General features: G+C 56.9%; 22 protein-coding genes. 4 read left to right on the forward strand and 18 right to left on the reverse strand.

Features of this window, described 5'->3' with window-relative positions; translation table 11 throughout:
- Window positions 1–67 precede the first annotated feature (67 nt).
- The 5 genes from accD to pdxB form a co-directional block, all read right to left on the reverse strand.
- Entirely contained in the window at window positions 68–973 is a 906-nt protein-coding gene (gene accD / locus OTG14_RS12030) for an acetyl-CoA carboxylase, carboxyltransferase subunit beta (protein ID WP_003861408.1), read from the reverse strand.
- A gap of 154 nt (window positions 974–1,127) precedes the next feature.
- Window positions 1,128–1,787 (reverse strand): DedA family protein, encoded by a 660-nt coding sequence (locus OTG14_RS12035; protein ID WP_008502599.1) that lies wholly within the window; start codon window positions 1,785–1,787, stop codon window positions 1,128–1,130.
- 28 nt (window positions 1,788–1,815) lie between these two features.
- Window positions 1,816–2,628 (reverse strand): tRNA pseudouridine(38-40) synthase TruA, encoded by an 813-nt coding sequence (gene truA, locus OTG14_RS12040; RefSeq protein ID WP_193525428.1) that lies wholly within the window; start codon window positions 2,626–2,628, stop codon window positions 1,816–1,818.
- A complete protein-coding gene (locus OTG14_RS12045) occupies window positions 2,628–3,641 on the reverse strand; it encodes an aspartate-semialdehyde dehydrogenase (RefSeq protein WP_032646629.1) in 1,014 nt (337 codons plus the stop codon). Before OTG14_RS12045 ends, truA begins: the two co-directional genes overlap by 1 nt.
- Window positions 3,642–3,708: 67 nt before the next feature.
- Window positions 3,709–4,845, reverse strand: a complete 1,137-nt coding sequence (gene pdxB / locus OTG14_RS12050) for a 4-phosphoerythronate dehydrogenase PdxB (RefSeq protein ID WP_267215120.1) — start codon at window positions 4,843–4,845, stop codon at window positions 3,709–3,711.
- A gap of 113 nt (window positions 4,846–4,958) precedes the next feature.
- Here pdxB and flk point away from each other — a divergent pair, with 113 nt between their 5' ends.
- Window positions 4,959–5,963 (forward strand): flagella biosynthesis regulator Flk, encoded by a 1,005-nt coding sequence (flk, locus tag OTG14_RS12055; RefSeq protein ID WP_032646631.1) that lies wholly within the window; start codon window positions 4,959–4,961, stop codon window positions 5,961–5,963.
- Window positions 5,964–6,053: 90 nt separating this feature from the next.
- On the opposite strand, the gene OTG14_RS12060 is transcribed toward flk, so the two are convergent.
- Both OTG14_RS12060 and fabB read right to left on the reverse strand, forming a co-directional pair.
- A complete protein-coding gene (locus OTG14_RS12060) occupies window positions 6,054–7,232 on the reverse strand; it encodes an MFS transporter (protein ID WP_267215121.1) in 1,179 nt (392 codons plus the stop codon).
- A 207-nt stretch (window positions 7,233–7,439) separates the two neighbouring features.
- Window positions 7,440–8,657: a beta-ketoacyl-ACP synthase I gene (fabB, locus tag OTG14_RS12065; protein WP_014832795.1), complete on the reverse strand. Its 1,218-nt coding sequence runs from the start codon at window positions 8,655–8,657 to the stop codon at window positions 7,440–7,442.
- 158 nt (window positions 8,658–8,815) lie between these two features.
- On the opposite strand from fabB, the gene mnmC reads away from it, so the two are divergent.
- Window positions 8,816–10,813, forward strand: a complete 1,998-nt coding sequence (mnmC, locus tag OTG14_RS12070) for a bifunctional tRNA (5-methylaminomethyl-2-thiouridine)(34)-methyltransferase MnmC2/FAD-dependent 5-carboxymethylaminomethyl-2-thiouridine(34) oxidoreductase MnmC1 (protein WP_267215122.1) — start codon at window positions 8,816–8,818, stop codon at window positions 10,811–10,813.
- Between the two features lie 57 nt (window positions 10,814–10,870).
- Here the strand turns inward: mnmC and OTG14_RS12075 are convergent, their stop codons facing one another.
- From OTG14_RS12075 to prmB, 6 genes are read right to left on the reverse strand one after another with little or no spacing between them, the layout of a single operon-like run.
- Window positions 10,871–11,149 carry a YfcL family protein gene (locus OTG14_RS12075; RefSeq protein WP_024908938.1) on the reverse strand — a complete coding sequence of 93 codons (279 nt, stop codon included), beginning with the start codon at window positions 11,147–11,149 and terminating at the stop codon, window positions 10,871–10,873.
- 13 nt (window positions 11,150–11,162) lie between these two features.
- Window positions 11,163–11,708: an elongation factor P hydroxylase gene (locus OTG14_RS12080; RefSeq protein ID WP_048992652.1), complete on the reverse strand. Its 546-nt coding sequence runs from the start codon at window positions 11,706–11,708 to the stop codon at window positions 11,163–11,165.
- Entirely contained in the window at window positions 11,708–12,517 is an 810-nt protein-coding gene (locus OTG14_RS12085; protein WP_024908936.1) for a sulfite exporter TauE/SafE family protein, read from the reverse strand. Before OTG14_RS12085 ends, OTG14_RS12080 begins: the two co-directional genes overlap by 1 nt.
- The gene (mepA, locus tag OTG14_RS12090; RefSeq protein ID WP_024908935.1) at window positions 12,517–13,341 is read right to left on the reverse strand and encodes a penicillin-insensitive murein endopeptidase; all 825 of its coding nucleotides are present in this window, start codon (window positions 13,339–13,341) and stop codon (window positions 12,517–12,519) included. Before mepA ends, OTG14_RS12085 begins: the two co-directional genes overlap by 1 nt.
- A gap of 2 nt (window positions 13,342–13,343) precedes the next feature.
- Complete coding sequence (gene aroC / locus OTG14_RS12095; protein ID WP_024908934.1) at window positions 13,344–14,429, reverse strand: chorismate synthase; 1,086 nt, start codon at window positions 14,427–14,429, stop codon at window positions 13,344–13,346.
- A 60-nt stretch (window positions 14,430–14,489) separates the two neighbouring features.
- The gene (prmB, locus tag OTG14_RS12100) at window positions 14,490–15,422 is read right to left on the reverse strand and encodes a 50S ribosomal protein L3 N(5)-glutamine methyltransferase (RefSeq protein ID WP_025757143.1); all 933 of its coding nucleotides are present in this window, start codon (window positions 15,420–15,422) and stop codon (window positions 14,490–14,492) included.
- Window positions 15,423–15,567: 145 nt separating this feature from the next.
- On the opposite strand from prmB, the gene smrB reads away from it, so the two are divergent.
- Window positions 15,568–16,119: an endonuclease SmrB gene (gene smrB / locus OTG14_RS12105; RefSeq protein WP_008502613.1), complete on the forward strand. Its 552-nt coding sequence runs from the start codon at window positions 15,568–15,570 to the stop codon at window positions 16,117–16,119.
- Between the two features lie 46 nt (window positions 16,120–16,165).
- On the opposite strand, the gene sixA is transcribed toward smrB, so the two are convergent.
- From sixA to OTG14_RS12125, 4 genes are all read right to left on the reverse strand, one after another.
- Complete coding sequence (gene sixA, locus OTG14_RS12110; protein WP_024907662.1) at window positions 16,166–16,651, reverse strand: phosphohistidine phosphatase SixA; 486 nt, start codon at window positions 16,649–16,651, stop codon at window positions 16,166–16,168.
- Window positions 16,652–16,860: 209 nt separating this feature from the next.
- The gene (gene fadJ / locus OTG14_RS12115; protein ID WP_267215123.1) at window positions 16,861–19,008 is read right to left on the reverse strand and encodes a fatty acid oxidation complex subunit alpha FadJ; all 2,148 of its coding nucleotides are present in this window, start codon (window positions 19,006–19,008) and stop codon (window positions 16,861–16,863) included.
- A complete protein-coding gene (gene fadI, locus OTG14_RS12120; protein ID WP_021241580.1) occupies window positions 19,008–20,318 on the reverse strand; it encodes an acetyl-CoA C-acyltransferase FadI in 1,311 nt (436 codons plus the stop codon). Before fadI ends, fadJ begins: the two co-directional genes overlap by 1 nt.
- Before the next feature lie 277 nt (window positions 20,319–20,595).
- Complete coding sequence (locus OTG14_RS12125; RefSeq protein WP_024907659.1) at window positions 20,596–20,880, reverse strand: YfcZ/YiiS family protein; 285 nt, start codon at window positions 20,878–20,880, stop codon at window positions 20,596–20,598.
- Window positions 20,881–21,252: 372 nt separating this feature from the next.
- On the opposite strand from OTG14_RS12125, the gene fadL reads away from it, so the two are divergent.
- The gene (gene fadL, locus OTG14_RS12130; RefSeq protein ID WP_024907658.1) at window positions 21,253–22,536 is read left to right on the forward strand and encodes a long-chain fatty acid transporter FadL; all 1,284 of its coding nucleotides are present in this window, start codon (window positions 21,253–21,255) and stop codon (window positions 22,534–22,536) included.
- 44 nt (window positions 22,537–22,580) lie between these two features.
- Here the strand turns inward: fadL and mlaA are convergent, their stop codons facing one another.
- Window positions 22,581–23,333: a phospholipid-binding lipoprotein MlaA gene (gene mlaA, locus OTG14_RS12135; protein WP_024907657.1), complete on the reverse strand. Its 753-nt coding sequence runs from the start codon at window positions 23,331–23,333 to the stop codon at window positions 22,581–22,583.
- Window positions 23,334–23,515: the final 182 nt, after the last annotated feature.

Genomic DNA, 23,515 nt, shown 5'->3' on the forward strand with positions numbered 1-23,515 from the left:
GCCCGGTTGTCATTAACAGATTAGAAAGCAAAAGGGCAGCGCCAACCGGCCCTGCCCTTTTCAGTTATCAGGCCTCGGGTTCCTGATCCGGTACCACCACGCCTTCGCGCGGCTCATCCGGGTTCGGCGCTGGCAGATTCATCAGCTTCGCCAGGATGCTCGCCAGCTTCAGGCGCATTTCCGGACGGCGGACGATCATGTCGATGGCGCCTTTCTCGATGAGGAACTCACTGCGCTGGAAGCCCGGCGGCAGTTTTTCACGAACGGTCTGCTCGATAACGCGAGGACCCGCAAAGCCGATCAGCGCTTTTGGCTCAGCGATGTTCAGATCGCCCAGCATTGCGAAGCTCGCGGAGACGCCGCCCATGGTTGGGTCGGTCAGCACGGAGATATACGGCAGACCGCGCTCCTGCATCTTCGCCAGCGCAGCAGAGGTTTTCGCCATCTGCATCAGTGACATCAGCGCTTCCTGCATACGCGCACCGCCGGAGGCAGAGAAGCAGATCAGCGGACAGTTGTCTTCCAGCGCCTGCTCAACGGCACGCACGAAGCGCGCACCGACCACAGAGCCCATTGAGCCGCCCATAAAGGAGAACTCAAACGCAGCGGCAACAACCGGCATCTCATGCAGGGTGCCTTTCATGACGATCAGCGCGTCTTTCTCGCCAGTCTCTTTTTGTGCAGAGGCCAGACGATCTTTGTATTTTTTGGAATCGCGGAACTTCAGCACGTCTTTTGGCTCGAGTTCGCTACCCAGCTCTACCAGAGAGCCTTCGTCCAGCAGGCTATGCAGGCGGTTGCGCGCCGACATACGCATATGGTGGTCACACTTCGGACACACCTCAAGGTTGCGCTCCAGCTCTGCGCGATACAGAACCTGACCGCAGCTATCACACTTCGTCCATACCCCTTCAGGAATGCTCGCTTTACGCGTTGGGGTAATGTTACTTTTAATTCGTTCAATCCAGCTCATTGATAACCTTTCTGCCTGAACCTGGTCGTTTGCCAGTTTTGCTATAAGAGGCGAATAATGCCATTTTTGCCTCCAACAGACCATGAATGTTGCACATTAAAACATAACAGCCCGAAACTTTGGATAAAAAAGTGGTCGAACCGCCAGCGTGCATTTACTTCGCTTGTTTTGCCGCCGCACGTTTATGACGAATAATTTCGATAACGCCCGGCAGTACGGAAAGCACAATAATCGCTACAATCAGTAACTTAAGATTTTCCTGAACCACCGGGAGATCGCCAAACAGGTAGCCTGCATAGGTAAACAGCAGTACCCACAGCAGCGCCCCCACGACGTTATACATGGCAAAATGACGATAGGACATATGTCCCATTCCCGCCACAAACGGTGCAAATGTGCGCACAATAGGCACAAAGCGCGCAAGGATAATGGTTTTTCCGCCATGGCGTTCATAAAACGCATGGGTTTTGTCTAAATAGCTGCGACGGAAAATTTTCGAATCCGGATTGCTGAACAGCCGCTCACCGAATACGCGTCCAATCGTGTAGTTGACCGCATCACCGACAATAGCGGCAATCACCATCAGCACCACCATAAGATGCACGTTCAGATCGTTAGTGGGTAACGCCGATAGCGCGCCGGCAACGAACAGCAGGGAATCCCCTGGCAGGAATGGGGTAACGACCAGACCGGTTTCACAAAACAGAATGAGGAACAGAATAGCGTAAACCCAGACGCCATACTGCGCGACCAGCTCCGCCAGGTGAACATCAATATGCAGGATGAAATCAATCAAAAAACGAATTACGTCCATATTGTCTAAGCCCTAATTGCACCTTTGTTTAGTCCGCTAAAAAAAGCGGGCCCATTGGCGGTTTCGGCAGGTCAAACCGATCCGGATAGTCTACCGAGACCAGATACAACCCTTCCGCTTTCGCCGTAGCTGCCGCAAGCGTTCTGTCCTTCGCTGCCAGCAGATCTGCAATCCAGCTCTCCGGCTGGTGTCCGGCGCCCACTTCCATCAGGCTGCCCACAATATTCCGAACCATATGATGTACAAAGGCATTGGCTTTGATATCCACCACCACATACGCGCCAAAACGGCTGACGTTTATGTGCATGACGTTTCGCCACGGCGTGCGGGACTGACACTGCACCGCACGAAACGACGTAAAGTCATTTTCACCAATCAGACACTGCGCCGCGCGATGCATACGTTCAGCATCAAGCGGTTCATAAAAATGCGTCACGCCCTGGCTTAACACCGCCGGACGCAGGCGCTGGTTGTAGATGACATAACGGTAGCGACGCGCCGTGGCGCTAAAGCGCGCGTGAAAATCATCCGGCACAGCTTTTACCCAACGCACCGCAATGTCACCAGGCAAATTCGCATTTACACCCAGGGTCCAGGCGGCATCCTTACGCACGGCGGTGGTTTCAAAGTGCACGACCTGACCCGTACCGTGAACACCCGCATCCGTACGTCCTGCGCACAGGACGTTAATCGGCTCGTTTGCCACCTGAGAGAGCGCTTTTTCCAGCTTCTCCTGGACGCTGCGCACCTCGTTCTGACGCTGCCAGCCATAATACTTACTGCCGTCGTACTCAATGCCGAGGGCAATTCTATGGACCGACTTTTGTTCCACGTCTGACATCAGTACAGGTACTCCTGCACCAGTTTTTCAGCGATTTTGACCGCCATCAGCGCGCCGCCAAAGCGAACGTTGTCCGCAACGGACCAGAACTGAACCTGTTCCGGCATGCCGTAATCGTTACGCACGCAGCCAACGGAAAGATGCGCGCTGCCGGTGGCATCGCCCACCTGGGTCGGGAACTCGCTCTCTTCAGAGAGCACGATGTCTTCACCGCGGCCAAACGCATCGCGCGCCTCTTCTGCCGCCAGCGGACGCAGCGCTTCAAAGCCGACCATCTGCGCGTGGCCGTAAAAGACCGGGGACTGCACGACACTTGCGGAGATCATCAGGCCATCGTCCTGCAGAATTTTACGCACCTCATCGACGATACGACGCTCTTCGCGCACGGAACCCTCGCGGTCCGGCAGCAGCGGCAGCATGTTGAACGCCAGCTGGCGGCCAAAGAAATCATCTTCATCAATCGGGATACCGTTCAGCAGCTTCGCGCTCTGCCCGGCCAGCGCGTCAACGGCCTTTTTACCGTTCGCGGACGCGGAGAGCAGGCTGGTGACGGTAATGCGCGACAGGCCGCCGTCGTCGATCAGCGGTTTCAGGGCAGTCAGCAGCTGGCTGGTCAGGCTGTTCGGCACCGCAATGACGTTACGGTTGCGGTAGTCAGCCAGCACAAACGGGTTCACGTCCGGCACCACCAGCGGCACATCCGGCTCCATCGAGAACAGGCCGCTCAGGTCGATCACCAGGCAGCCTGCGTTGGTCGCCTCTTCAACGTACGCAGCAGTGGCTTCAGCGCCCGCAGCGAAAAACGCCAGCTGCGCCTGGGTCCAGTCGAATGCTGCCGCGTCCTGGACCATCACGGATTTACTGTTAAAACGCAGATGCTCACCTGCACTGTCGGTACGCGCCAGCGCATAGATATCGCCCACCGGGAACTGACGCTCAGCAAGGGTTTCGAGCAGGGCTTCGCCCACGGCACCCGTGGCACCTAAAATGGCAATGTTCCAGCCTTCAGACATGGTGGTTTACTCCAGAAATAAAAAAGCGTCCCTGTCAGAGTATCCGACAGGGAGCATTAAGAAGACATTAACGTGCCGGATGATGAACGGCGTTAAACCCCAACTTATGCAGCAGCGTCGCCGCCGACGCGTCGTCGCACATCACATACAGGGAAGACCACTCGCGGCGCTCAACATAGTTCTTGCGCAGCTTATCAAACTCACCCGGGATCTCCGCCACTTTACGCAGCAGCGCATCATCGCGGCGCACATCATACACCAAATGCACCAGCCTTTTCAGTGTTGCCTGATCGAGCGGACCGTGCAGGGTAATGCGGCCAAATTCAGGCGCGGGGAGTAAGGTATCCAGCGCCACCTGCTGCGGATGGCCGATAAAAGCGCTGTAGGCCTCGAAGACCTGCGTCGTGCCGCGCGCTTTCCCCTCGAGGGTATAACCGGCGATATGCGCTGTGCCCACGTCCACCTTGTTAAGCAACTCAACGTTGAGATCCGGCTCCGGCTCCCAGACGTCCAGCACCACGCTGAGGTCTTGTCCTTCATTCAGACATGTCAGCAGCGCAGCGTTATCTACAACCGGACCACGGCAGGCATTTATCAGAATAGTGCCAGCCTTCAGACGACGGATCAGCGCCTCGTCAGCAAGATGCAGCGACTTATACGGCCCCTCTTTAAACAGCGGCGTGTGGAAAGTCAGCACGTCGCATAGTTCGACCAGCTCGTCCAGCGAGCGGAAATCCCCGTCATCTCCGTTGTCTTTGCGCGGCGGATCGCACAGCAGCGTGCGGATCCCTAACGCTTCAAGACGCTTTTGCAGGCGTCCGCCGACGTTACCCACGCCAACAATCCCCACGGTGCGGTCCTTCAGCGCAAACCCGTCGCGCTCGGCCAGCATCAGCAGCGAGGAGAAAACGTATTCCACAACGGCAATGGCGTTACAGCCCGGCGCGGCGGAAAAACCGATTCCAGCCTGCTTCAGCCACTTATCATCCACATGATCGGTCCCTGCCGTTGCGGTTCCGACAAACTTAATCGCTTTACCGGCGAGCAACGCCTCATTTACTTTGGTCACCGAGCGCACCATCAGCGCGTCTGCGTCATCCAGTTCGTTGACCGGGATCGGGCGACCAGGGACAGCCTTAACGTTACCCAGGCGGCTAAACAGCTCACGGGCATAAGGCATATTTTCATCAACGAGGATTTTCACGTCTGAGTACCTGTTTGAGAGGAAGAAAACCTGCCAAGTGTGCCATAATCTGGCCGCCAGGCATATACGTATACCTGGTTTACGCTGAGTTTTGACTTTAAGGATTTTTGACGATGCAGCCCATTTCAGGTACGCCACCACGCCCTCCGGGTGAAGGCCCCGTCACGCCAAACGTTGCCGGTGAACAACCGCTATCCACGCAACAGCGCACCGTGCTGGAGCGACTGATCACGCGCCTGATTGCGCTGACTTCACAGCAAAATGCGGAAGTCTGGGCCGGGGTAAAGCATGATTTAGGCGTGAGGAACGACGCACCGCTGCAGTCGCGTCATTTCCCTGCTGCCGAGCAAAATCTGAACCAGCGTATTACGACCGCGCAGCAGAACCACACCACGCGCCAGATTGTTGCTCAGCTGACGGAGCTGCTGGGCCAGGGTAATAACCGCCAGGCGGTGAGTGATTTTATTCGCCAGCAGTATGGTCAGACCGCGCTGGGGCAGCTGACGCCGGACCAGCTTAAAACCGTGCTGACCCTGCTGCAGAACAACGAGCTGTCTATTCCGCAGCCTCAGGTGCGCCCGTCGACCGAGCGTCCGCTGCTGCCCGCCGAGCACAACACGCTCAAGCAGATGGTGACAAAGCTGGCTGCGGCCACTGGCGAACCGACGAAGCTTATCTGGCAATCCATGCTGGAGCTGTCCGGCGTGAAGGCGGGTGAACTGATCCCGGCCAAACAGTTTACTCATCTGGTGACCTGGCTACAGGCGCGCCAGACGCTCAGCACCCAGAATGCCCCTACCCTGCATACTGTCCAGGCCGCGCTGAAACAGCCGCTTGAGCCGCACGAGTTCGACGTGATTCGGGATTACGCCCAGCAAAACTGGCAGGCCACGCCGCAGACGGTGCTGACCACCGCGCAGGTGCAGGATCTGCTCAATCAAATCTTCGTTCGTCGCGCCGAACGTGAAGGCGGCGTGCCGGAGGTGAGAAACGTTCAGCCGATCTACAGCCCGCTGTTTGCGCCGGTCGTCGAGACATTCAGAACGCTCTCTGCACGTCCGGGGCTGATGTTTATTGCACTGCTGATTGCCCTGGCGATTTTCTGGCTGGTTGCCTGAGGTTTTTCCCGGTGGCGCTGCGCTTACCGGGCCTACAACGGCTCGAATCGTAGGCCGGGTAAGGCACAGCCGTCACCCGGCAACAACGGCTCAACGCCTGCGAAACGCCACCAGCGTCACCACGATCCCCACCACCGCAGAAACCGCACCGGCCAGAAAGACGGACGGATAGCCAAACGAGGTCGCTAACACCCCGGCCAGCGGTCTGGTAACGCCGTATGAGATATCCTGAAACGCCGCATAGCCGCCGAGCGCCGTCCCGCGCACCTGCGGGGCCACGCGCTTCACCACTTCAACGCCCAGCGCCGGGAAGATCAGAGAACAGCCGCAGCCGGTCAGCGCAGCACCCAGCAGGGCCACGGATGCCACGGGAGCATTCCACAACAGCAGAAGACCGATAGCTTCAATGACCAGCGATGCCACCGCCACCTTCACGCCGCCAAAGCGATCCGGCATCCAGCCAAAAAGCACGCGCATCAGCACAAACGCGCCGCCAAAGGCAGTAAGCGTAAAACCGGCCATCGCCCAGCCGCGGCTCATAAAATAGAGCGATACAAACGTCCCTATTACCGCAAACCCCACGCCCTGCAGCGCCAGGCCCAGGCCCGGCTGCCAGATTTGGCCGACCACGCTCCACAGGGAAGGACGCTCGCCTTTGTGCGCAGGTACCTTACGCACCGAGCCGTTAAACGCCCATGCCACCAGCGGCAGCGCCATGGTCGTTGCAGCCAGCGCCGCAAACCCGAACTGGCTGTTGATCAGCAGGCCAAGCGGTGCACCGGCGGCCAGCGCGCCGTAGATGGCCATGCCGTTCCAGGACATCACCTTGCCGGAACGTGCTGGCCCCACCAGCCCCATTCCCCAGGTCAGGGTGCCGGTCAGCAGCTGGCTTTCACCGAAGCCAAGAATTAAACGGCCTAGCACCAGCAGCGCAAATTTATACGCGGCGTCTACCGGCAGCAGAGCCGCCAGCAGCCAGGCGCCGCCCGCCAGCCCGCAGGCAAACATCCCCTGCAGCGCCGAGCGTTTAGCACCGTGCTGATCCGCCAGCCGTCCGGCGTAACCGCGGGTTAATACCGTGGCTAAAAACTGAATGCCCACGGCAATGCCGACCATGGTGTTGCCATAGCCCAGCTCCTGATGAACGAACAGCGGGATCACCGGCAGCGGCAGGCCAACGGTCATATAGGTCAGGAATACCGCAAAGGCGATACGGAACAGTGAGACGTTCGCTGAAGGGGTTGTTTCTGTTTGAGTTACTGCAGTCATGCTTTACTCCGAAATGAAGAGTAAGGCGGGGAAATGCCACGCCCCCTCTACCTGATAATCAGGATTAAGGTGCGTTGGTTGACGTTAAACGCTTACGCATTATCGTGAGGATAATGTTGAGGGGTGAAGTTTGCCTGTGAGATCAGCTGCTTGTCAATGCATAAAAAAGGGAGCCTTATGGCTCCCCTTCTGAATCAAACATAAAACTTATGCTTTCAGCTTACGCATGACCAGCGTGGCGTTGGTACCGCCGAAACCGAAGCTGTTGGACATGACGGTAGTCAGCGTCGCTTCCGTTGGTTTGGTCACGATGTTCAGGCCAGCAGCCTGCTCGTCCATCTCTTCGATATTGATACTTGGGGCGATAAAGCCGTTTTCCAGCATCAGCAGCGAGTAGATCGCTTCCTGAACGCCAGCCGCCCCCAGAGAGTGACCAGTCATGGCTTTGGTCGCGGAGATCGCCGGGCTGTTGTCGCCGAAGACTTCACGGATCGCACCCAGCTCTTTTACGTCGCCTACCGGCGTAGAGGTACCGTGAGAGTTCAGGTAGTCGATTGGGGTGTCAACGCCGTGCATCGCCATCTTCATGCAGCGCACCGCGCCTTCGCCGGATGGCGCAACCATGTCGGCGCCGTCAGACGTTGCACCGTAGCCCACGATTTCAGCGTAGATGTGCGCGCCACGCGCCAGGGCATGCTCCAGCTCTTCAACCACAACCATACCGCCGCCGCCCGCGATAACGAAACCGTCACGGTGCGCATCATAGGTACGGGAGGCTTTGTCCGGGGTCTCATTGTACTTGGTAGACAATGCGCCCATCGCGTCGAATTCACAGGCCATTTCCCAGCCCAGCTCTTCGCCGCCGCCAGCAAATACGATGTCCTGTTTACCCAGCTGGATCTGCTCAACAGCGTTACCGATGCAGTGCGCGGAAGTCGCACACGCGGAGCTGATGGAGTAGTTCACACCGTGGATTTTGAATGGGGTCGCCAGGCACGCGGAAACCGCAGAACCCATGGCTTTGGTAACCACGTACGGACCTACCGCTTTCAGACCACGCGGGCTACGCATTGCGTCAGCACCGAATACCTGCGCTTTAGATGAACCGCCGGAACCGGCGATCAGACCCACGCGCGGGTTGTTCTGATAAACCTCTTCGCTCAGGCCAGAATCTTTGATCGCTTCCTGCATGGAGAGATAAGCATAAATAGAGGCATCGTTCATGAAACGAACCACTTTGCGGTCAATCAAACCGGTGGTGTCCAGTTTGACGTTACCCCATACGTGGCTACGCATACCTGAATCTTTAAACTCTTCAGAGAAAGTGATCCCGGAGCGTCCTTCACGCAGAGATGCCAGGACTTCCTGCTGGTTATTACCGATGCTGGAAACAATGCCCAGGCCAGTAATCACTGCACGTTTCATTCAATACCTCTGTAAGTCGCACTATAGTAAGTTTCGAGTCGCACAATAGCGTACACTTGTACGCCGAACAAGTCCGATCAGACATTTTCTGCGGAAATTTGCACCGATGGACTCACATCGTTAAGATCGTGCCACTGCCTGTCAGACGAGTAACTTACGTGAAACAAAACGCTATACAACCCGCCAACCTCGAATTCAACGCTGAGGGTACACCTGTTTCCCGAGATTTTGATGACGTCTATTTTTCTAATGATAACGGGCTCGAAGAAACTCGCTATGTTTTCCTCGACGGAAACCAGCTCAGCACCCGCTTCCCGGTGCATCCGCGGAGCCTGTTTGTGGTCGCGGAAAGTGGGTTCGGTACCGGGCTGAATTTTTTAACCCTCTGGCAGGCGTTTAACCAGTTTCACGCTGCACACCCTGAGGCTACGCTACAAAGATTACATTTCATCAGTTTCGAAAAATTCCCGCTCACCGCGCACGATCTGCGGCTCGCTCATCAGCGCTGGCCAGAGCTTGCCACCTGGGCGGAACAGCTTCAGGCACAGTGGCCGCCTCACATCGGCGGCTGCCACCGTCTGATTCTGGACGGCGGACGCGTGACGCTGGATTTATGGCTTGGCGACATCAATGACCTGACCGATACGCTCGATGATTCGATGAATCAGACGGTGGACGCGTGGTTCCTGGACGGCTTTGCCCCCGCCAAAAACCCGGACATGTGGAGCCAGCACCTGTTTAGCGCGATGGCGCGGCTGGCGCGCCCTGGCGCAACGCTTGCCACCTTCACCTCGGCGGGCTTTGTCCGCCGCGGGCTGCAGGAGGCGGGCTTTACCATGCAGAAGACCAAAGGCTTTGGCCGCAAGCGCGACATGCTGGTCGGCAGGATGGATCAGACGCTGGACATTCCCGCTCAGGCGCCCTGGTTTGCACGCCGCGCCAGCGCATCACGTGAGGTGGCGATAGTCGGCGGGGGGATCGCCAGCGCCCTGCTGTCTCTCGCGCTTCTCCACCGTGGCTGGCAGGTCACGCTCTACTGTGCTGACGATGTGCCAGCTAGCGGCGCGTCCGGCAACCGCCAGGGGGCGCTCTATCCGCTTTTAAGCGCGCACGACCCGGCCCTGTTCCGGTTTTTCCCGGCGGCGTTTACCTTTGCTCGTCGCCTCTACGACGCCCTGCCTGTGGCGTTCGATCATGACTGGTGCGGCGTGACGCAGCTCGGCTGGGATGAAAAGAGCCAGCAAAAAATCACGCAGATGCTGTCGCTGGGCCTGCCTGGCGAGATTGCCCGCGCGGTAAGCGCGCAGGAGATGGCAGCCACCGCTGGCGTGGAAACCGGCTGTGGGGGCATTCAGTATCCGCTCGGCGGCTGGCTGTGCCCGGCTGAACTGACCGCGGCGGTCATTTCCCTGGCGCAGTCGCGCGGGCTGACGGCGCATTATGCTCACACCGTTGAATCGCTGAGCCGAAGCGAGCGCTGGAATCTGCGTTTTGCGGATGGCAAAGCGGTAAGCCATGCCAGCGTTGTGCTGGCAAACGGGCATAACATCAATCAGTTTATCCAGACAGAAACGTTGCCGGTTTATCCGGTCGGCGGCCAGGTGAGCCATATTCCTTCCGCACCCGAACTGAGCAAACTGCATCAGGTGCTGTGCTATGACGGCTACCTGACGCCACAAAATCCGTCTAACGGCCATCACTGCATCGGGGCCAGCTATCATCGTGGCGAAACGGATATGCGCTACAGCGACGCGGATCAGGCGCAAAACCGCCAGCGCCTGATTGACTGTTTCCCGGATGCGGCATGGGCGCAAGAGGTTGACGTCAGCGAGGGGGAAGCGCGCTGCGGCGTTCGCTGTGCCACCCGCGATCATCTGCCGATGGCGGGAAATGTGCCGGACTACGACGCGACGCTTGAGGCCTATCAGGATCTTGCTGATAACCGGGATAAAGCGGTTAGCGCGCCGGTTTATCCGGAGCTGTATATGCTGGGTGGATTAGGGTCTCGCGGGTTGTGCTCTGCCCCGCTGCTGGCAGAAGTGTTGGCCGCGCAAATGAGCGACGAGCCGGTTCCGCTGGACAGTGTTACGCTTGCGGGGCTGAATCCGAATCGCTTGTGGGTACGGAAACTGCTGAAGGGGAAGAAGGTTAAGTAGGGGGCGGCCTGGTGCCCTCACCCGTCCCTCTCCCACAGGGAGAGGGTGGTGAAACACTTACTTCGCTTTCGCCTGCTGGAACAAATTGTCCCACATACCCAGCACCAGTGACTGGTCGCGCGGAGAGAGCTCCCCGGCCAGAATGGCTTTTTCCAGGCTGCGGGTGACTTCAGCGTGAACGGCGTCGGCAGAGTGATCGTCACCCGCTTCCAGCTCGGCTACCGCGAGCGTCAGGTGACCACGCAGATAACCGCTGGCGAACAGCTCATCATCACTGGCGTGTTCCACCATGTCATCAATTAACGCCAGAATGCGTGATTCAAATTCTGCGATCATCTTCTTTCCTCTGTTAAAGATCTTCCGGCCAAGGGAAGCATTCCGCCGCTATCGCCGGCGTGTGGTAATAATTCTGTAAGGCCTCGATCAGGCGCGCCGGACGTTCCGGGATGCCTTTCTCAAGATATTCCATCACCTGCGCATGAACGCGGCGCTGGAAGACGATACGGTCTGGCTCGAAGTCGCCTTCAAGGTTGTCACAGCTCACGTTGAACGGGAAACCCGCCGCGACGCAGAATAGCCATTCCAGCGCCTGCGGCTTCACTTCCACATCCTCAAACTGCCCCTGGGTGGCGGCATCACGTCCGTCCGGGCAGTACCAGTAACCGAAGTCCACCAGCTCGCGCCGCGCTTTCCCCGCAATGCACCAGTGTGAAATCTCGTGAAGACCGCTGGCGTAAAAGCCGTGCGCAAACACGATACGGTTATACGGAACCTCTGCATCAGCAGGAAGATAGATCGGTTCGTCGTCGCCTTTAATCAGACGGGTATTAAAATCGTCAGCAAAACAGCCGTCGAAAATCGCAATCAGCTGTTCGTAGTGATGCGTACTGTTCATTAATTCATCCCCAACCAGGTGAGGATCTCCTGTCCATGGCTGTCATAAAGAAGTTTGGCGCTCATTACGGCCGAGACGATGACAATCATCGGGCGAATAAGTTTTTGTCCTTTGCTTAACACCAGACGCGAACCCGCGCGTGCGCCCAGGAACTGCCCTGCCATCATGACGAATCCGGTTGCCCAGATGACCTTGCCGCCAATGATAAACAGCAGCAGACCGCCGAGGTTCGAGGTCGCGTTGAGCACTTTGGCATGAGCGGTCGATTTGGCGAGGTTAAACCCGGCCAGCGTCACGAACGCCAGCGCATAAAACGAGCCTGCCCCCGGGCCGAAGAATCCGTCGTAAAAGCCGACGCAGCCCCCGGCAATCAGGGCAAACGGCAGGCCGTGCAGACGACGCTGGCGGTCTTCCTCGCCGAGCTTTGGCATCAGCAGGAAGTAGAGACCGATGCAGATGACCAGAACCGGCAGGATCTGGCGCAAAATATCCGACTGCACGTGCTGAACCAGCAGCGCGCCCGACGTGGAGCCGATAAAGGTCATCAGGATATTGAGCTTCTGGTCGGCCAGGCTCACCACCTTGCGGCGGATAAAATAGAGCGACGCCGAGAGCGAGCCGCCGCAGGCCTGCAGCTTGTTGGTGGCAAGCGCCTGCGCCGGGCTCATGCCCGCCGCCAGCAGCGCGGGTACGGTTAATAACCCGCCACCGCCCGCAAGGGCATCAATAAAACCGGCCAGCATGGCCACGAAGAACAGCACCACCAGCAGCAGCGGTGACACCATAAACAGATCGACGAAATTATCCATTAAAGTACATGCTCATCCAGTAGCGCCTGGCAGGAAGGCGGCAACGGAGGCGGTGTCTTCTTCTCAGGCTTTGAGGTTCCAGGTTTTGCCGGTTCAAACCAGCTTTGCAGTTCCGCACCGCAGCCATCGCCTGGCGGAGGTAGCGGCTGATCTTCACATTCCAGGCTATTCGCCGGACAGCGCAGACGAACGTGCATGTGCGCACGATGCTGGAACCACGGGCGCACTTTGCGCAGCCAGTCGCGATCGGTTCCGGCATCCAGACAAAGCTGCTGCTTGATGGCCGGGTTAACGAAAATCCGCGTGACGTCGTTATCTTCCGCGGCCAGCTTGATCATGCTGGATACGTCCCGCGTCCACAGGGATGGCACAACGCGCTTGCCGTCGCTCGCCACCAGATCCAGCGCCTGCGGCTTCAGCAACTGGGCGGAGGTCCAGCGGGTTTTCGGCAGCTGCAGGAAGATATCGACATCCAGTCCGGTCTGGTGACTGGCGTGTCCACCGTTAAAGCGCCCCCCGGCAGGCATCCCCATATCGCCAATCAGCATCGTGCCCAGCCCCAGGTTATGCACCTGATTTCCCAGACGCTGGATGAACAGCACCAGATCCGGGTGGCCGAAATAACGCCGCTGATCGGTGCGCATCACCTGATAGGTATCAGACTGGAGAGGAAGCTCCTGGGCACCGACGATACAGCCGTTGGAAAAGGCGCCAATGGACTGCGCGCTCCCCGCCACCGGGTGGGTGATTTTTTGCCATGGCGTTGCGGCCAGACTGGCTCCACTGGCCAGCAGCGCCAGCAGAGCAATTGCGGTTTTTTTCATGTTTACCAGCGTGGAATGGTGGTCGTCACGTCCGCATTCTGCGCGCGCTGGCGCAGGAAGTGATCCATCAGCACGATCGCCAGCATCGCTTCTGCGATCGGCACCGCGCGGATCCCCACGCACGGATCGTGACGTCCTTTGGTGATCATCTCAACTTCTTCGCCATCGCGGTTAATCGTGTGGCCCGGCACGGTAATGCTGGAGGTTGGCTTCAGCGCGATGTTGGCAATAATCTGCTGCCCGCTGCTGATACCGCCCAGAATGCCGCCCGCGTGGTTGCTCTGGAAGCCCGCCTTCGTGATCTCGTCACGGTTCTGGCTGCCGCGCAGGGATACCACGTCAAAACCGTCGCCAATCTCAACGCCCTTCACCGCGTTGATACTCATCAGCGCGTGGGCGATGTCGGCGTCGAGACGGTCAAATACCGGCTCGCCCCAGCCTGGTGGGACGCCGTCGGCCACGACGGTCACTTTCGCCCCAATGGAGTCGCCCTCTTTTTTCAGGCCGCGCATCAGTTCGTCCAGCGCGTCCAGCTTGTCGGCATCGGCACAGAAGAACGGGTTTTGCTCGACCAGATCCCAGTCTTTGATCGCCAGCGGAATGTCGCCCATCTGGGTCAGACAGCCGCGGATAACGATACCAAATTTCTGCTGCAGGTATTTTTTGGCAATGGCGCCAGCCGCCACGCGCATCGCGGTTTCACGCGCGGAAGAGCGCCCGCCGCCGCGATAGTCGCGGAAACCGTACTTTTGTTCGTAGGTATAGTCGGCATGGCCCGGACGGAACACGTCTTTGATGGCGCCGTAGTCCTGGGAGCGCTGATCGGTGTTTTCAATCAGCAGACCAATGCTGGTGCCTGTAGTGCGGCCTTCAAAGACGCCAGAGAGAATTTTTACCTGGTCCGGCTCGCGACGCTGAGTGGTGTAGCGAGAGGTGCCCGGACGACGACGGTCGAGGTCGTGCTGCAAATCGGCTTCGGTCAGTTCGATGCCTGGCGGTACGCCATCAACGATACAGCCCAGCGCCAGCCCGTGCGACTCGCCAAAGGTGGTCACGCGGAATAACTGTCCAATACTGTTTCCTGCCATCACGGCTCCGATGTTGTTGTTTGTGTTTGAGCGTTGTGAAACGGGCCGAAGCCCGCTGGATTAATCTTTATAGATGCTGAAGTGTTCGCGCGCGTCGAGCAGCTGCGCTTTGGTCAGCATAAAGACGCCGTCACCGCCGTTGTCGAACTCAAGCCAGGTGAACGGCACATCCGGGTACTGCTCTATCAGATGTACCATGCTGTTGCCCACTTCACAAATCAGAACGCCGTCGTCGGTCAGATAATCCGGCGCGCAGGCCAGAATGCGGCGGGTCAGCTTCAGGCCGTCAGATCCTGATGCCAGACCCAACTCCGGCTCGTGACGGTATTCGCTCGGCAGATCGGACATGTCTTCCGCATCGACGTACGGCGGGTTAGTGACGATCAGATCGTACTGCAGCGTTGGGAGATCGCGGAACAGGTCAGAGCGAATTGGCGTAACGTGATGGATCAGCCCATGCTCTTCGATGTTGTGCTCGGTCACGGCCAGCGCGTCGGTGGAGATATCAACGGCGTCTACTTCCGCTTCCGGGAAGGCGTAAGCGCAGGCGATGGCGATGCAGCCGCTGCCGGTACACATGTCCAGAATGTGCTGCGGCTGATGGCCAATCAGGCCTTCAAAGTGGTTGTTGATCAGCTCACCAATCGGCGAGCGCGGCACCAGCACGCGTTCATCGACATAGAACTCGTGGCCGCAGAACCAGGCTTTGTTGGTCAGATAGGCGACCGGAATACGTTCGTTCACGCGGCGGATCACGCGCTCTACGATGCGGTGTTTTTCGCTGGAGGTCAGGCGCGCGGTGCGCATGTCTTCCGGGATATCCAGCGGCAGGTAGAGGGACGGCAGCACCAGCTGCACGGCTTCATCCCACGGGTTATCGGTACCATGACCGTACCAGATATTGGCGGCGCTGAAGCGGCTAACCGACCAGCGCAACATGTCCTGTATGGTATGCAGCTCGTTTACTGCTTCATCGACAAAAATTTTATCCACTCTTTCCTCCAGGGCATGCTCGCATAATTTTCGGCGGCTAGTTTGCCATGAAGACGGCGATAAATCAGCAATGACGCGTCTCGCTTGAGGTTAAAAAATGCGTTTAGTCGGGTACACTGTCGGAAATACGAGATGAGAATGACGAATGAAAAAGAAAACATCGCTCAGCGAGGAGGATCAGGCGCTCTTCCGGCAGCTAATGACCGGGACGCGTAAAATCGCGCAGGACACCATTGTCCATCGCCCGCAGCGTAAAAAAATCAGCGAAGTACCGGTCAAACGTCTGCTGCAGGAGCAGGCGGATAACAGCCACTATTTTTCAGATGAATTTCAGCCGCTGCTCAATACTCAGGGTGCGGTGAAATACGTACGCGAAGACGTCAGCCATTTTGAGCTGAAAAAGTTACGTCGCGGAGATTATTCGCCGGAGCTGTTTCTCGATCTGCACGGTTTAACGCAGATGCAGGCGAAACAGGAGCTGGGGGCATTGATCGCCGCCTGTCGTCGTGAACATGTTTTCTGCGCCTGCGTGATGCACGGCCACGGTAAGCATATCCTCAAGCAGCAGACGCCGCTGTGGCTGGCTCAGCATCCACACGTGATGGCGTTTCATCAGGCACCAAAAGAGTACGGCGGAGATGCCGCATTGCTGGTGTTGATTGAAGTGGAAGAGTGGCAGCCGCCAGAGTTGCCCTGACTGAATGGCGGGAAGCACATTGCACCCCGCCATATCGCACGTCACGTCAGATGGCTTTTGCCATCTTCAGGTTGCACGGACTCATTTGCCAGTTGAAGACACCTTTGCCCGTTTCGTCGAGAGAAACATTGGCAATGGCGGATGTCGTGAACATCGGCGGGGTCTCGCCAGGGCACAGCTCAGATACCAGATAGCCAACCAGTGGCAGGTGGGAAATGACCAGCGCGGAAGCGACACCTTCATTGCACAGCGCCTGAAGATAAGCGCTGACAAGACCGACATCGCCACACGGGGTGAGTTCAGGGAGAACATCCACACTGGATGGCAGGTTCATACACTCCCCTACCACGTCCAGCGTCTGTTCTGCACGCAGGAACGGACTCACCAGAACGCGTTCGATGTCCACTTTTTGACCGTTAAGCCAGTTCGCCATCAGACGAGATTCGTCGCAGCCACAGACGGTCAAAGGACGTACTGAGTCACTGGCGGCATCGAGTGCCGCGTCGCCGTGACGCATGATAAAAACTTGCATATTGCACCGCTTTTGTTAACCAGAATCACCGGCGTTAACTACCCGCGATAAATGCTGCGAGGTAGAAAACCCGATGGTCGGGCATTGTGCCTGATCCATTCGGTGAATGAAACGCTGTTTTTTACCTCAATGGCGTAAGTATAGTCAATCTCTGTTTACAAAATCGCCAGAACAGGTTCATTCACTTCAGGATTTACCCTTCTTTGACCTCAGCTTACGAGGACAGTTTCCCTTGCAGGCCAAAATGTCTGGCCCCGTTCCGCCATCTGCAATAACTCGTCACACGGTGTAAACCGTGGACCATATTGCGAAGCCAGACGTTGCAGGATAGCAACCACTTCACCCGCGCCGAGCGTATCCATGTAACGGAACGGGCCGCCAAGGAACGGCGGGAAACCAATGCCAAATACCGCGCCGATGTCGCCATCGCGCGCGCTCTTGATCACCTGTTCACCAAAGCAGCGCGCCGCTTCATTGAGCATCATCATCACGCAGCGTTCAGCGCACTGAACGGCGGACAGTTTTCCCTGACCGGTGGTCGAAATAAGCCCATAAACCGAAGGGTCGACCTGTTTCTTGCTTTTACGCCCTTTCGCGCCGTAAAGATAGAAACCGCGTTCATTTTTTCTGCCTTTGCGATCGTCCTTCAAAATTGCAGAAACAATGTTTGCAGGCGGGCTAAAACGATCGCCATAAGCCGCCTCCAGTACAGGTATAATTTTAGTGCCGGTGTCTATTCCCACCTCATCCAAAAGTTGGATTGGGCCAACGGGGAAACCAAACTTTACCAGCGCCTCGTCGACATGTTCGATCTTCTCGCCTTCCGTCAGCAGCCGCATGGCTTCATTAATGTAGGGCGCCAGAATGCGGTTGACGTAGAAGCCGGCTTTGTCTGCGACCACGATCGGCGTTTTACCCTGCTTCTTCGCCAGCTTGACTACCGTGGCGATGGTTTGCGGACTGGTGGTTGCGTGTGGAATAACTTCCACCAGCGGCATTTTTTCCACCGGACTAAAGAAGTGCAGCCCGATCACCTGCTCCGGACGCGTGGCTTTCGCCGCGATATCGCCAATCGGTAATGACGACGTATTGGAGGCAAAAATGGTATGCGCGGCGCAATGCTGTTCAACGTCTGCCACCATCTGCTGCTTAAGCGCCAGATCCTCAAACACGGCTTCAATCACCAGATCGCGGTGCGCAAAACCGCTGTAATCCGTTGTGCCGGAGATCATCGCCAGGGTTTTATCACGCTCGCTTGCCTTGATATGGCGGCGCTTGACCTTTTGATCAAGGTTCTGCCAGCTGTACTGCAGCGCGTGGTTGATCCCCTTAGGATTAATGTCTTTGATGCGTACAGGCAATTTGCCTTTGCTGGCGGTAACAAAAGCGATACCGCCGCCCATGAGTCCTCCACCCAGTACGCCAATGGCACGCAGCGGCGCAGGCGATGCCTCGCTGCCCGGGTCTTTTTTCACGTCCGTGCTGGCGAAGAAGATGCTGCGCAGCGCCTGTGACTGCGGCGTCATCGCCAGTTCGCCAAAGGCTTTGGCCTCCGCGGCATAGCCGCTACTGCTGCCCTGCGACAGCCCGGTTTCGATCACGTCCAGGATCCGCTTTGCCGCCGGATAATTGCCTTTGGTCTTTTGTTCGGTCTTTTTGCCCACCATGTTGAACAGGAGCGTTCTGCCCAGTGGCCCTGCCAGCACGCGCTCGCGAACCGGCAGAGGACGTCTTGCCTGACGCCCTTTCAGCGCAAGCTCAACGGCGGCCTCCAACAAAATGGACTGCGGCACGACGTCATCGACCAGACCGGCCTTCAGCGCCTGACGAGCTCGCAGCTGTTTACCGGTTAAGATCATCTCCAGCGCCGTGCTGACGCCCACCAGGCGCGGCAGTCGTTGCGTTCCGCCGGAGCCTGGCAGCAAGCCCAGCTGCACTTCCGGCAGACCCAGAATGGTTTTCGGATCGTCGGTACATATACGGCTGTGGCACGCCAGCGCAAGCTCCAGCCCGCCGCCCAGACAGGCACCGTGGATCGCGGCGATAACCGGGATCGGCAGGCCGTTTATCTCCGCCATGACCTGCTGGCCCTGACGCGCCAGCTCTTCGGCTTCCAGCGCGCTTTGCGCCCGGGCGATCATGTTGATATCCGCCCCGGCTATAAAGTTGTCGGGTTTGGCAGAGATAAACACCAGGCCGCGAATGGCTTTGTTCTCGCGGATCTGCTTTAGCATCGCGCGCACCTGAACACCAAATTCGGCCTTCAGGGTATTCATCTTTTCATCCGGCACATCAATAGTGATAACGGCCACGTTATCGAGGCGAACCGTCAGATTAAATGCAGATGGCATATCCATTATTCAGCCTCCAGAACCATTGCTGCACCAAGGCCGCCCGCCGCACAGGCGGTAACAAGGCCAAACCCGCCGCCACGGCGACGAAGTTCATGTAATGTTTGCGTGATCATTCGCGCGCCGGTGGCAGCAAACGGATGACCATAAGCGATAGAGCCGCCCAGCACGTTGAATTTGCTCTGATCCACTTCACCCGTGGCATGGGCGCGGCCCAGCACATCGCGGGCGAAACGCTCGCTTGCCAGCAGCTGGACGTTGGCCAGGGTTTGCGCGGCAAACGCTTCGTGCATATCAATCAGGGTTAAATCGGCCAGCGTCAGCCCCGCGCGATCCAGCGCCAGCGGCGTGGACCACGCCGGACCTAACAGCATGTCCTGCCAGACATCAATGGCGGTGAAGGCATAGCTGCGTAAATAGCCCAGGGGAGTAATGCCCAGCTCCTTCGCACGGGATTCGGTCATCAGGATCACGGCGGCGGCCCCGTCCGTCAGCGGCGTACTGTTCGCCGCCGTCACCGTGCCGTGCTTGCGATCAAACGCCGGGCGCAGTTTGGCGTAATCTGCCAGCGTCGAGGTGCCGCGAATATTGTTATCTTCCGCAAGCGGTTCGCGATAGGGTGGAATGTAGGCGGTCATGACCTCGTCGGTCAGCTTGCCTTCCGACCAGGCTTTTGCCGCAAGCTGATGCGAGCGATGCGCCAGCGCATCCTGCTGTTCACGGGTAATGCCGTAGGTTTTCGCCATCTGCTCGGCGGTATCGCCCATGCGCAGACCGGTGGAATATTCCGCTACGGCAGGTGGCACGGGCATCAGATCGCGCAGACGTAAACGCGAGAAGAGTTTGAGTTTCTGACCCGTCGTACGGGCTTTGTTAGCATCGACCAGGATACGCGCCAGCTTTTTACTGACCCCAATCGGCAGTACCGAAGAGGAGTCCGCCCCGCCCGCAATCCCGGCGCGGATAGTCCCCGCCATCAGGCTTTCGGCGACGTTCGCCACGGCCTGGAAACTGGTCGCACAGGCGCGACTGACGCTGTAGGCATCGGTGTGCACGTTCATCCCGGTACCAAGGACGATTTCCCGCGCAATGTTGGGGGCTTCAGGCATCTGCACAACCTGGCCGAAAACCAGCTGTTCGATGACCTCAGGCGGAATTTCGCTGCGAGCCAGCATCTCCCCCACTACCATTTTCCCCAGGTCGACGGCCGGTATGCCATGAAACGCCGTTGCCTGACGCGCAAATGGCGTGCGCAATCCACTGACTATGGCAATGCGATCGCCCTGACGGGTAATAAGCGGTAATGCCTGACTCATAACACTCCCCTGTAAAAAATTTTTGCAAACTCAAAGTGGTCTGACCTGATAATAGTCTTAACCATTTTTTTACATTCAGCCAATCGGGGAAACGAAAAAGTGCGAGCTAAAACACAGAGAAGAAAAAGAAAATGCCCCTGCATGGCAGGGGCATTTGTGCGGTATGTTGCCGGGTGCGCAAGGTAAAAGCAAAACGGTAACCCGTAGGTTACCGTTTTTAATGTTTGCGCCCTCTCCCGTGGGAGAGGGTCGGGGTGAGGGCATCAGGCCGCAGAAATTAACGCAGACCCAGCTGGAAAATCAGCGTTTCTGCTTCGCAGGCGAAGACAAAGTCGATGTCCAGCTTCACGCCGCCTTCCACTTCGGTAAAGGTAGACTTGATTTCACAAGGATCGGATTCAACGTCACGCGCACGCTTGCTCAGCGCAGTAAGGGTCTCTTCCGCTTCGGCACGGTTGGTGAATACGCGGCTGTAAGAGGCGGTGCAATCGGTGTTGTCCATGATGGTTCCAACATCCATACAGCAGCAAACCGGGGTTTCATCAGCACTGCATTTACTCATAGCTCAATTTCCTCTGTATTCGCGCAGCGCGCGAGATAAACACGATGCTGCTATTTTACGCCCCGGCGCGGGCTCTCTCCAGCCGTTAATGGCGCAAAATCGGATAAGTGACCAATATCACACTAAAAAATGATCTAAAACAAAAACCACCCTTTTGGGTGAGTCTCGATGGTCACAATTTTGCCAACCAGATCTCGTTTCACGAAACATGTTTGAAAATATTAATAAACAAACTTGCAACATTCCGGCTGGTCAGACCTATACTCTGGCCACTGGTCTGATTTGTCTGTCATACCTCAGACCCTACACTTCGCGCTCCTGTTACGGTATGTAACAATTATTGAATAAAAATAACTCAATGAGGTTATGGTCATGAGCCAGAAAACCCTGTTCAACAAGACTGCGCTGGCAGTCGCAGTGGCACTCGTCTCCACTTCCGCATGGTCAGCGGGCTTTCAGTTAAACGAATTTTCTTCCTCTGGCCTTGGCCGCGCATATTCCGGGGAAGGCGCTATTGCTGATGATGCAGGTAACGCGAGTCGTAACCCTGCATTGATCATGATGTTTGATCGTCCGACCTTCTCTGCTGGTGCGGTTTATATCGATCCTGATGTAAACATTTCCGGTAAGTCGCCTTATACGGGTGCGAGTCTTAAAGCGGACAATATTGCCCCAACAGCATGGATCCCTAACCTGCACTTCGTTGCGCCTATCAATGAACAGTTTGGCTGGGGTGCATCCGTAACGTCTAACTACGGCCTTGCTACCGAGTTCAATAACAACTACCCGGCAGGTGAATACGGCGGTAAAACAGACCTTACCACGCTGAACCTCAACCTGAGCGGTGCGTATCGCCTGAACGATAACTGGAGTTTTGGCCTGGGCTTTGATGCCGTCTACGCCGATGCCAAAATCGAACGTTATTCCGGGGAACAGACTGCTCGCCTGCCAAAAAACAGCAATAAAATTGCCAGCCTTGAAGGTGATGAGTGGGGCTATGGCTGGAACGCCGGTATCCTGTACGAACTGGATAAAAACAACCGCTGGGGTCTGACCTATCGTTCCGAAGTGAAAATTGACTTCGACGGCGATTACAAGAGCGGCATCCTGAAGCCTGTGAACAACCTGGTTCCCGGTGCAGGTACCACCATTCCTTGGGGAACGTCAAACCAGACCGTTCCAGGTTCACTGTCGCTGCATTTGCCAGAAATGTGGGAAGTGTCCGGTTACAACCGCGTTGCACCACAATGGGCTATTCACTATAGCCTGGCCTATACCAGCTGGAGCCAGTTCCAGGAGCTGAAAGCGACCGGAACCAATGGTCAAACGCTGTTCTATAAGGACGAAAGCTTCCACGACGCCTATCGTATTGCGCTGGGTACCACCTACTACTACGATAAAAACTGGACTTTCCGCTCCGGTATCGCATTTGACGACAGCCCGGTTCCGGCAGACAAGCGTTCTATTTCGATTCCGGATCAGGACCGCTTCTGGTTAAGTGCAGGCGCGACATATGCGTTCAACGAGAATGCATCCATCGATGCGGGCGTTTCTTATATGCACGGTCAGAAAGTGACGTTCCAGGAAGGCCCTTACGAGTTTACCTCTGAAGGTAAAGCCTGGCTGTTCGGTACGAACTTCAACTACGCGTTCTAATCGTACTGGAATCAAAAAAGGTGAGCATTGCTCACCTTTTTTATTTACTGTGAATCGATATCTTTTAGTTCGTTTTCGATAGCCTTCGCGTTTGGATTCTCTTCCGGCTTCAGCTTACCGCCGTTGGCGATAAAGTCATGATTCTGGAAGTACGCTTCACGCACCATAATGTACGGGTCAGAAGACTGGCGCAGCAGACCATCAGAGTCGAGCAGTTGCGCACGGGTTTCAATCCCTTCCACCGTCCATTTACCCACAGAAAGCGGCCAGGTCAGCCACGACAGAACCGGATACAGCGTATCGACCATATCGCCGCCGTCATCACGCACGGTGAAGCTGCCATAGAACGGCAGATGAACGTAAGGGCCGTAACCGACGCCATAATGCCCCAGCGTACTACCAAAACGGTGCGGCTGTTCACGCTGCAGTTTCGGGTTCGCCATACCTGCGACATCAATAAAGCCGCCCATCCCCAGAATGGAGTTCAGGAAGAAGCGAGTAAAGTGCACCATCCCCTGATACGGATCGCCCTGCAGGAAATAGTTCACCATTACCGCAGGCTCTTCGAGGTTGCTGGTAAAGTTACTTAATCCGTTACGCGCGGGCTGTGGAACATAATCGCGCCATGCTACTGCCACCGGGCGAACCACATACGGGTCCAGCACGTTGTAGTTGAAGCTATACATTGAGCGGTTAAATCCTTCGAGAGGATCGGAGCGTCCCGTTTGCTCACCGGAGCTGGCGCAGCCCACAAGCATAGTCGCGCCCAGCGCAAGCGCCGACAGCCGAAGTTTCATAAATATCTCCCTGTTCAGTATGGCTATCGTTGATTGCCATCCGTAACGGAGCCGTTGACGCTCCGTCTGTAAACGTGCAAGCGATTGTAACAGCACGTTTACCGATGTCTATGAGCACAATTACGGGCAGTAACCACCGTGACTCTGATCTCAGCATAGCCTGGCTTTTGGAATTCGTTTCG

Source organism: Enterobacter pseudoroggenkampii, from assembly GCF_026420145.1.
Classification (GTDB): domain Bacteria; phylum Pseudomonadota; class Gammaproteobacteria; order Enterobacterales; family Enterobacteriaceae; genus Enterobacter; species Enterobacter pseudoroggenkampii.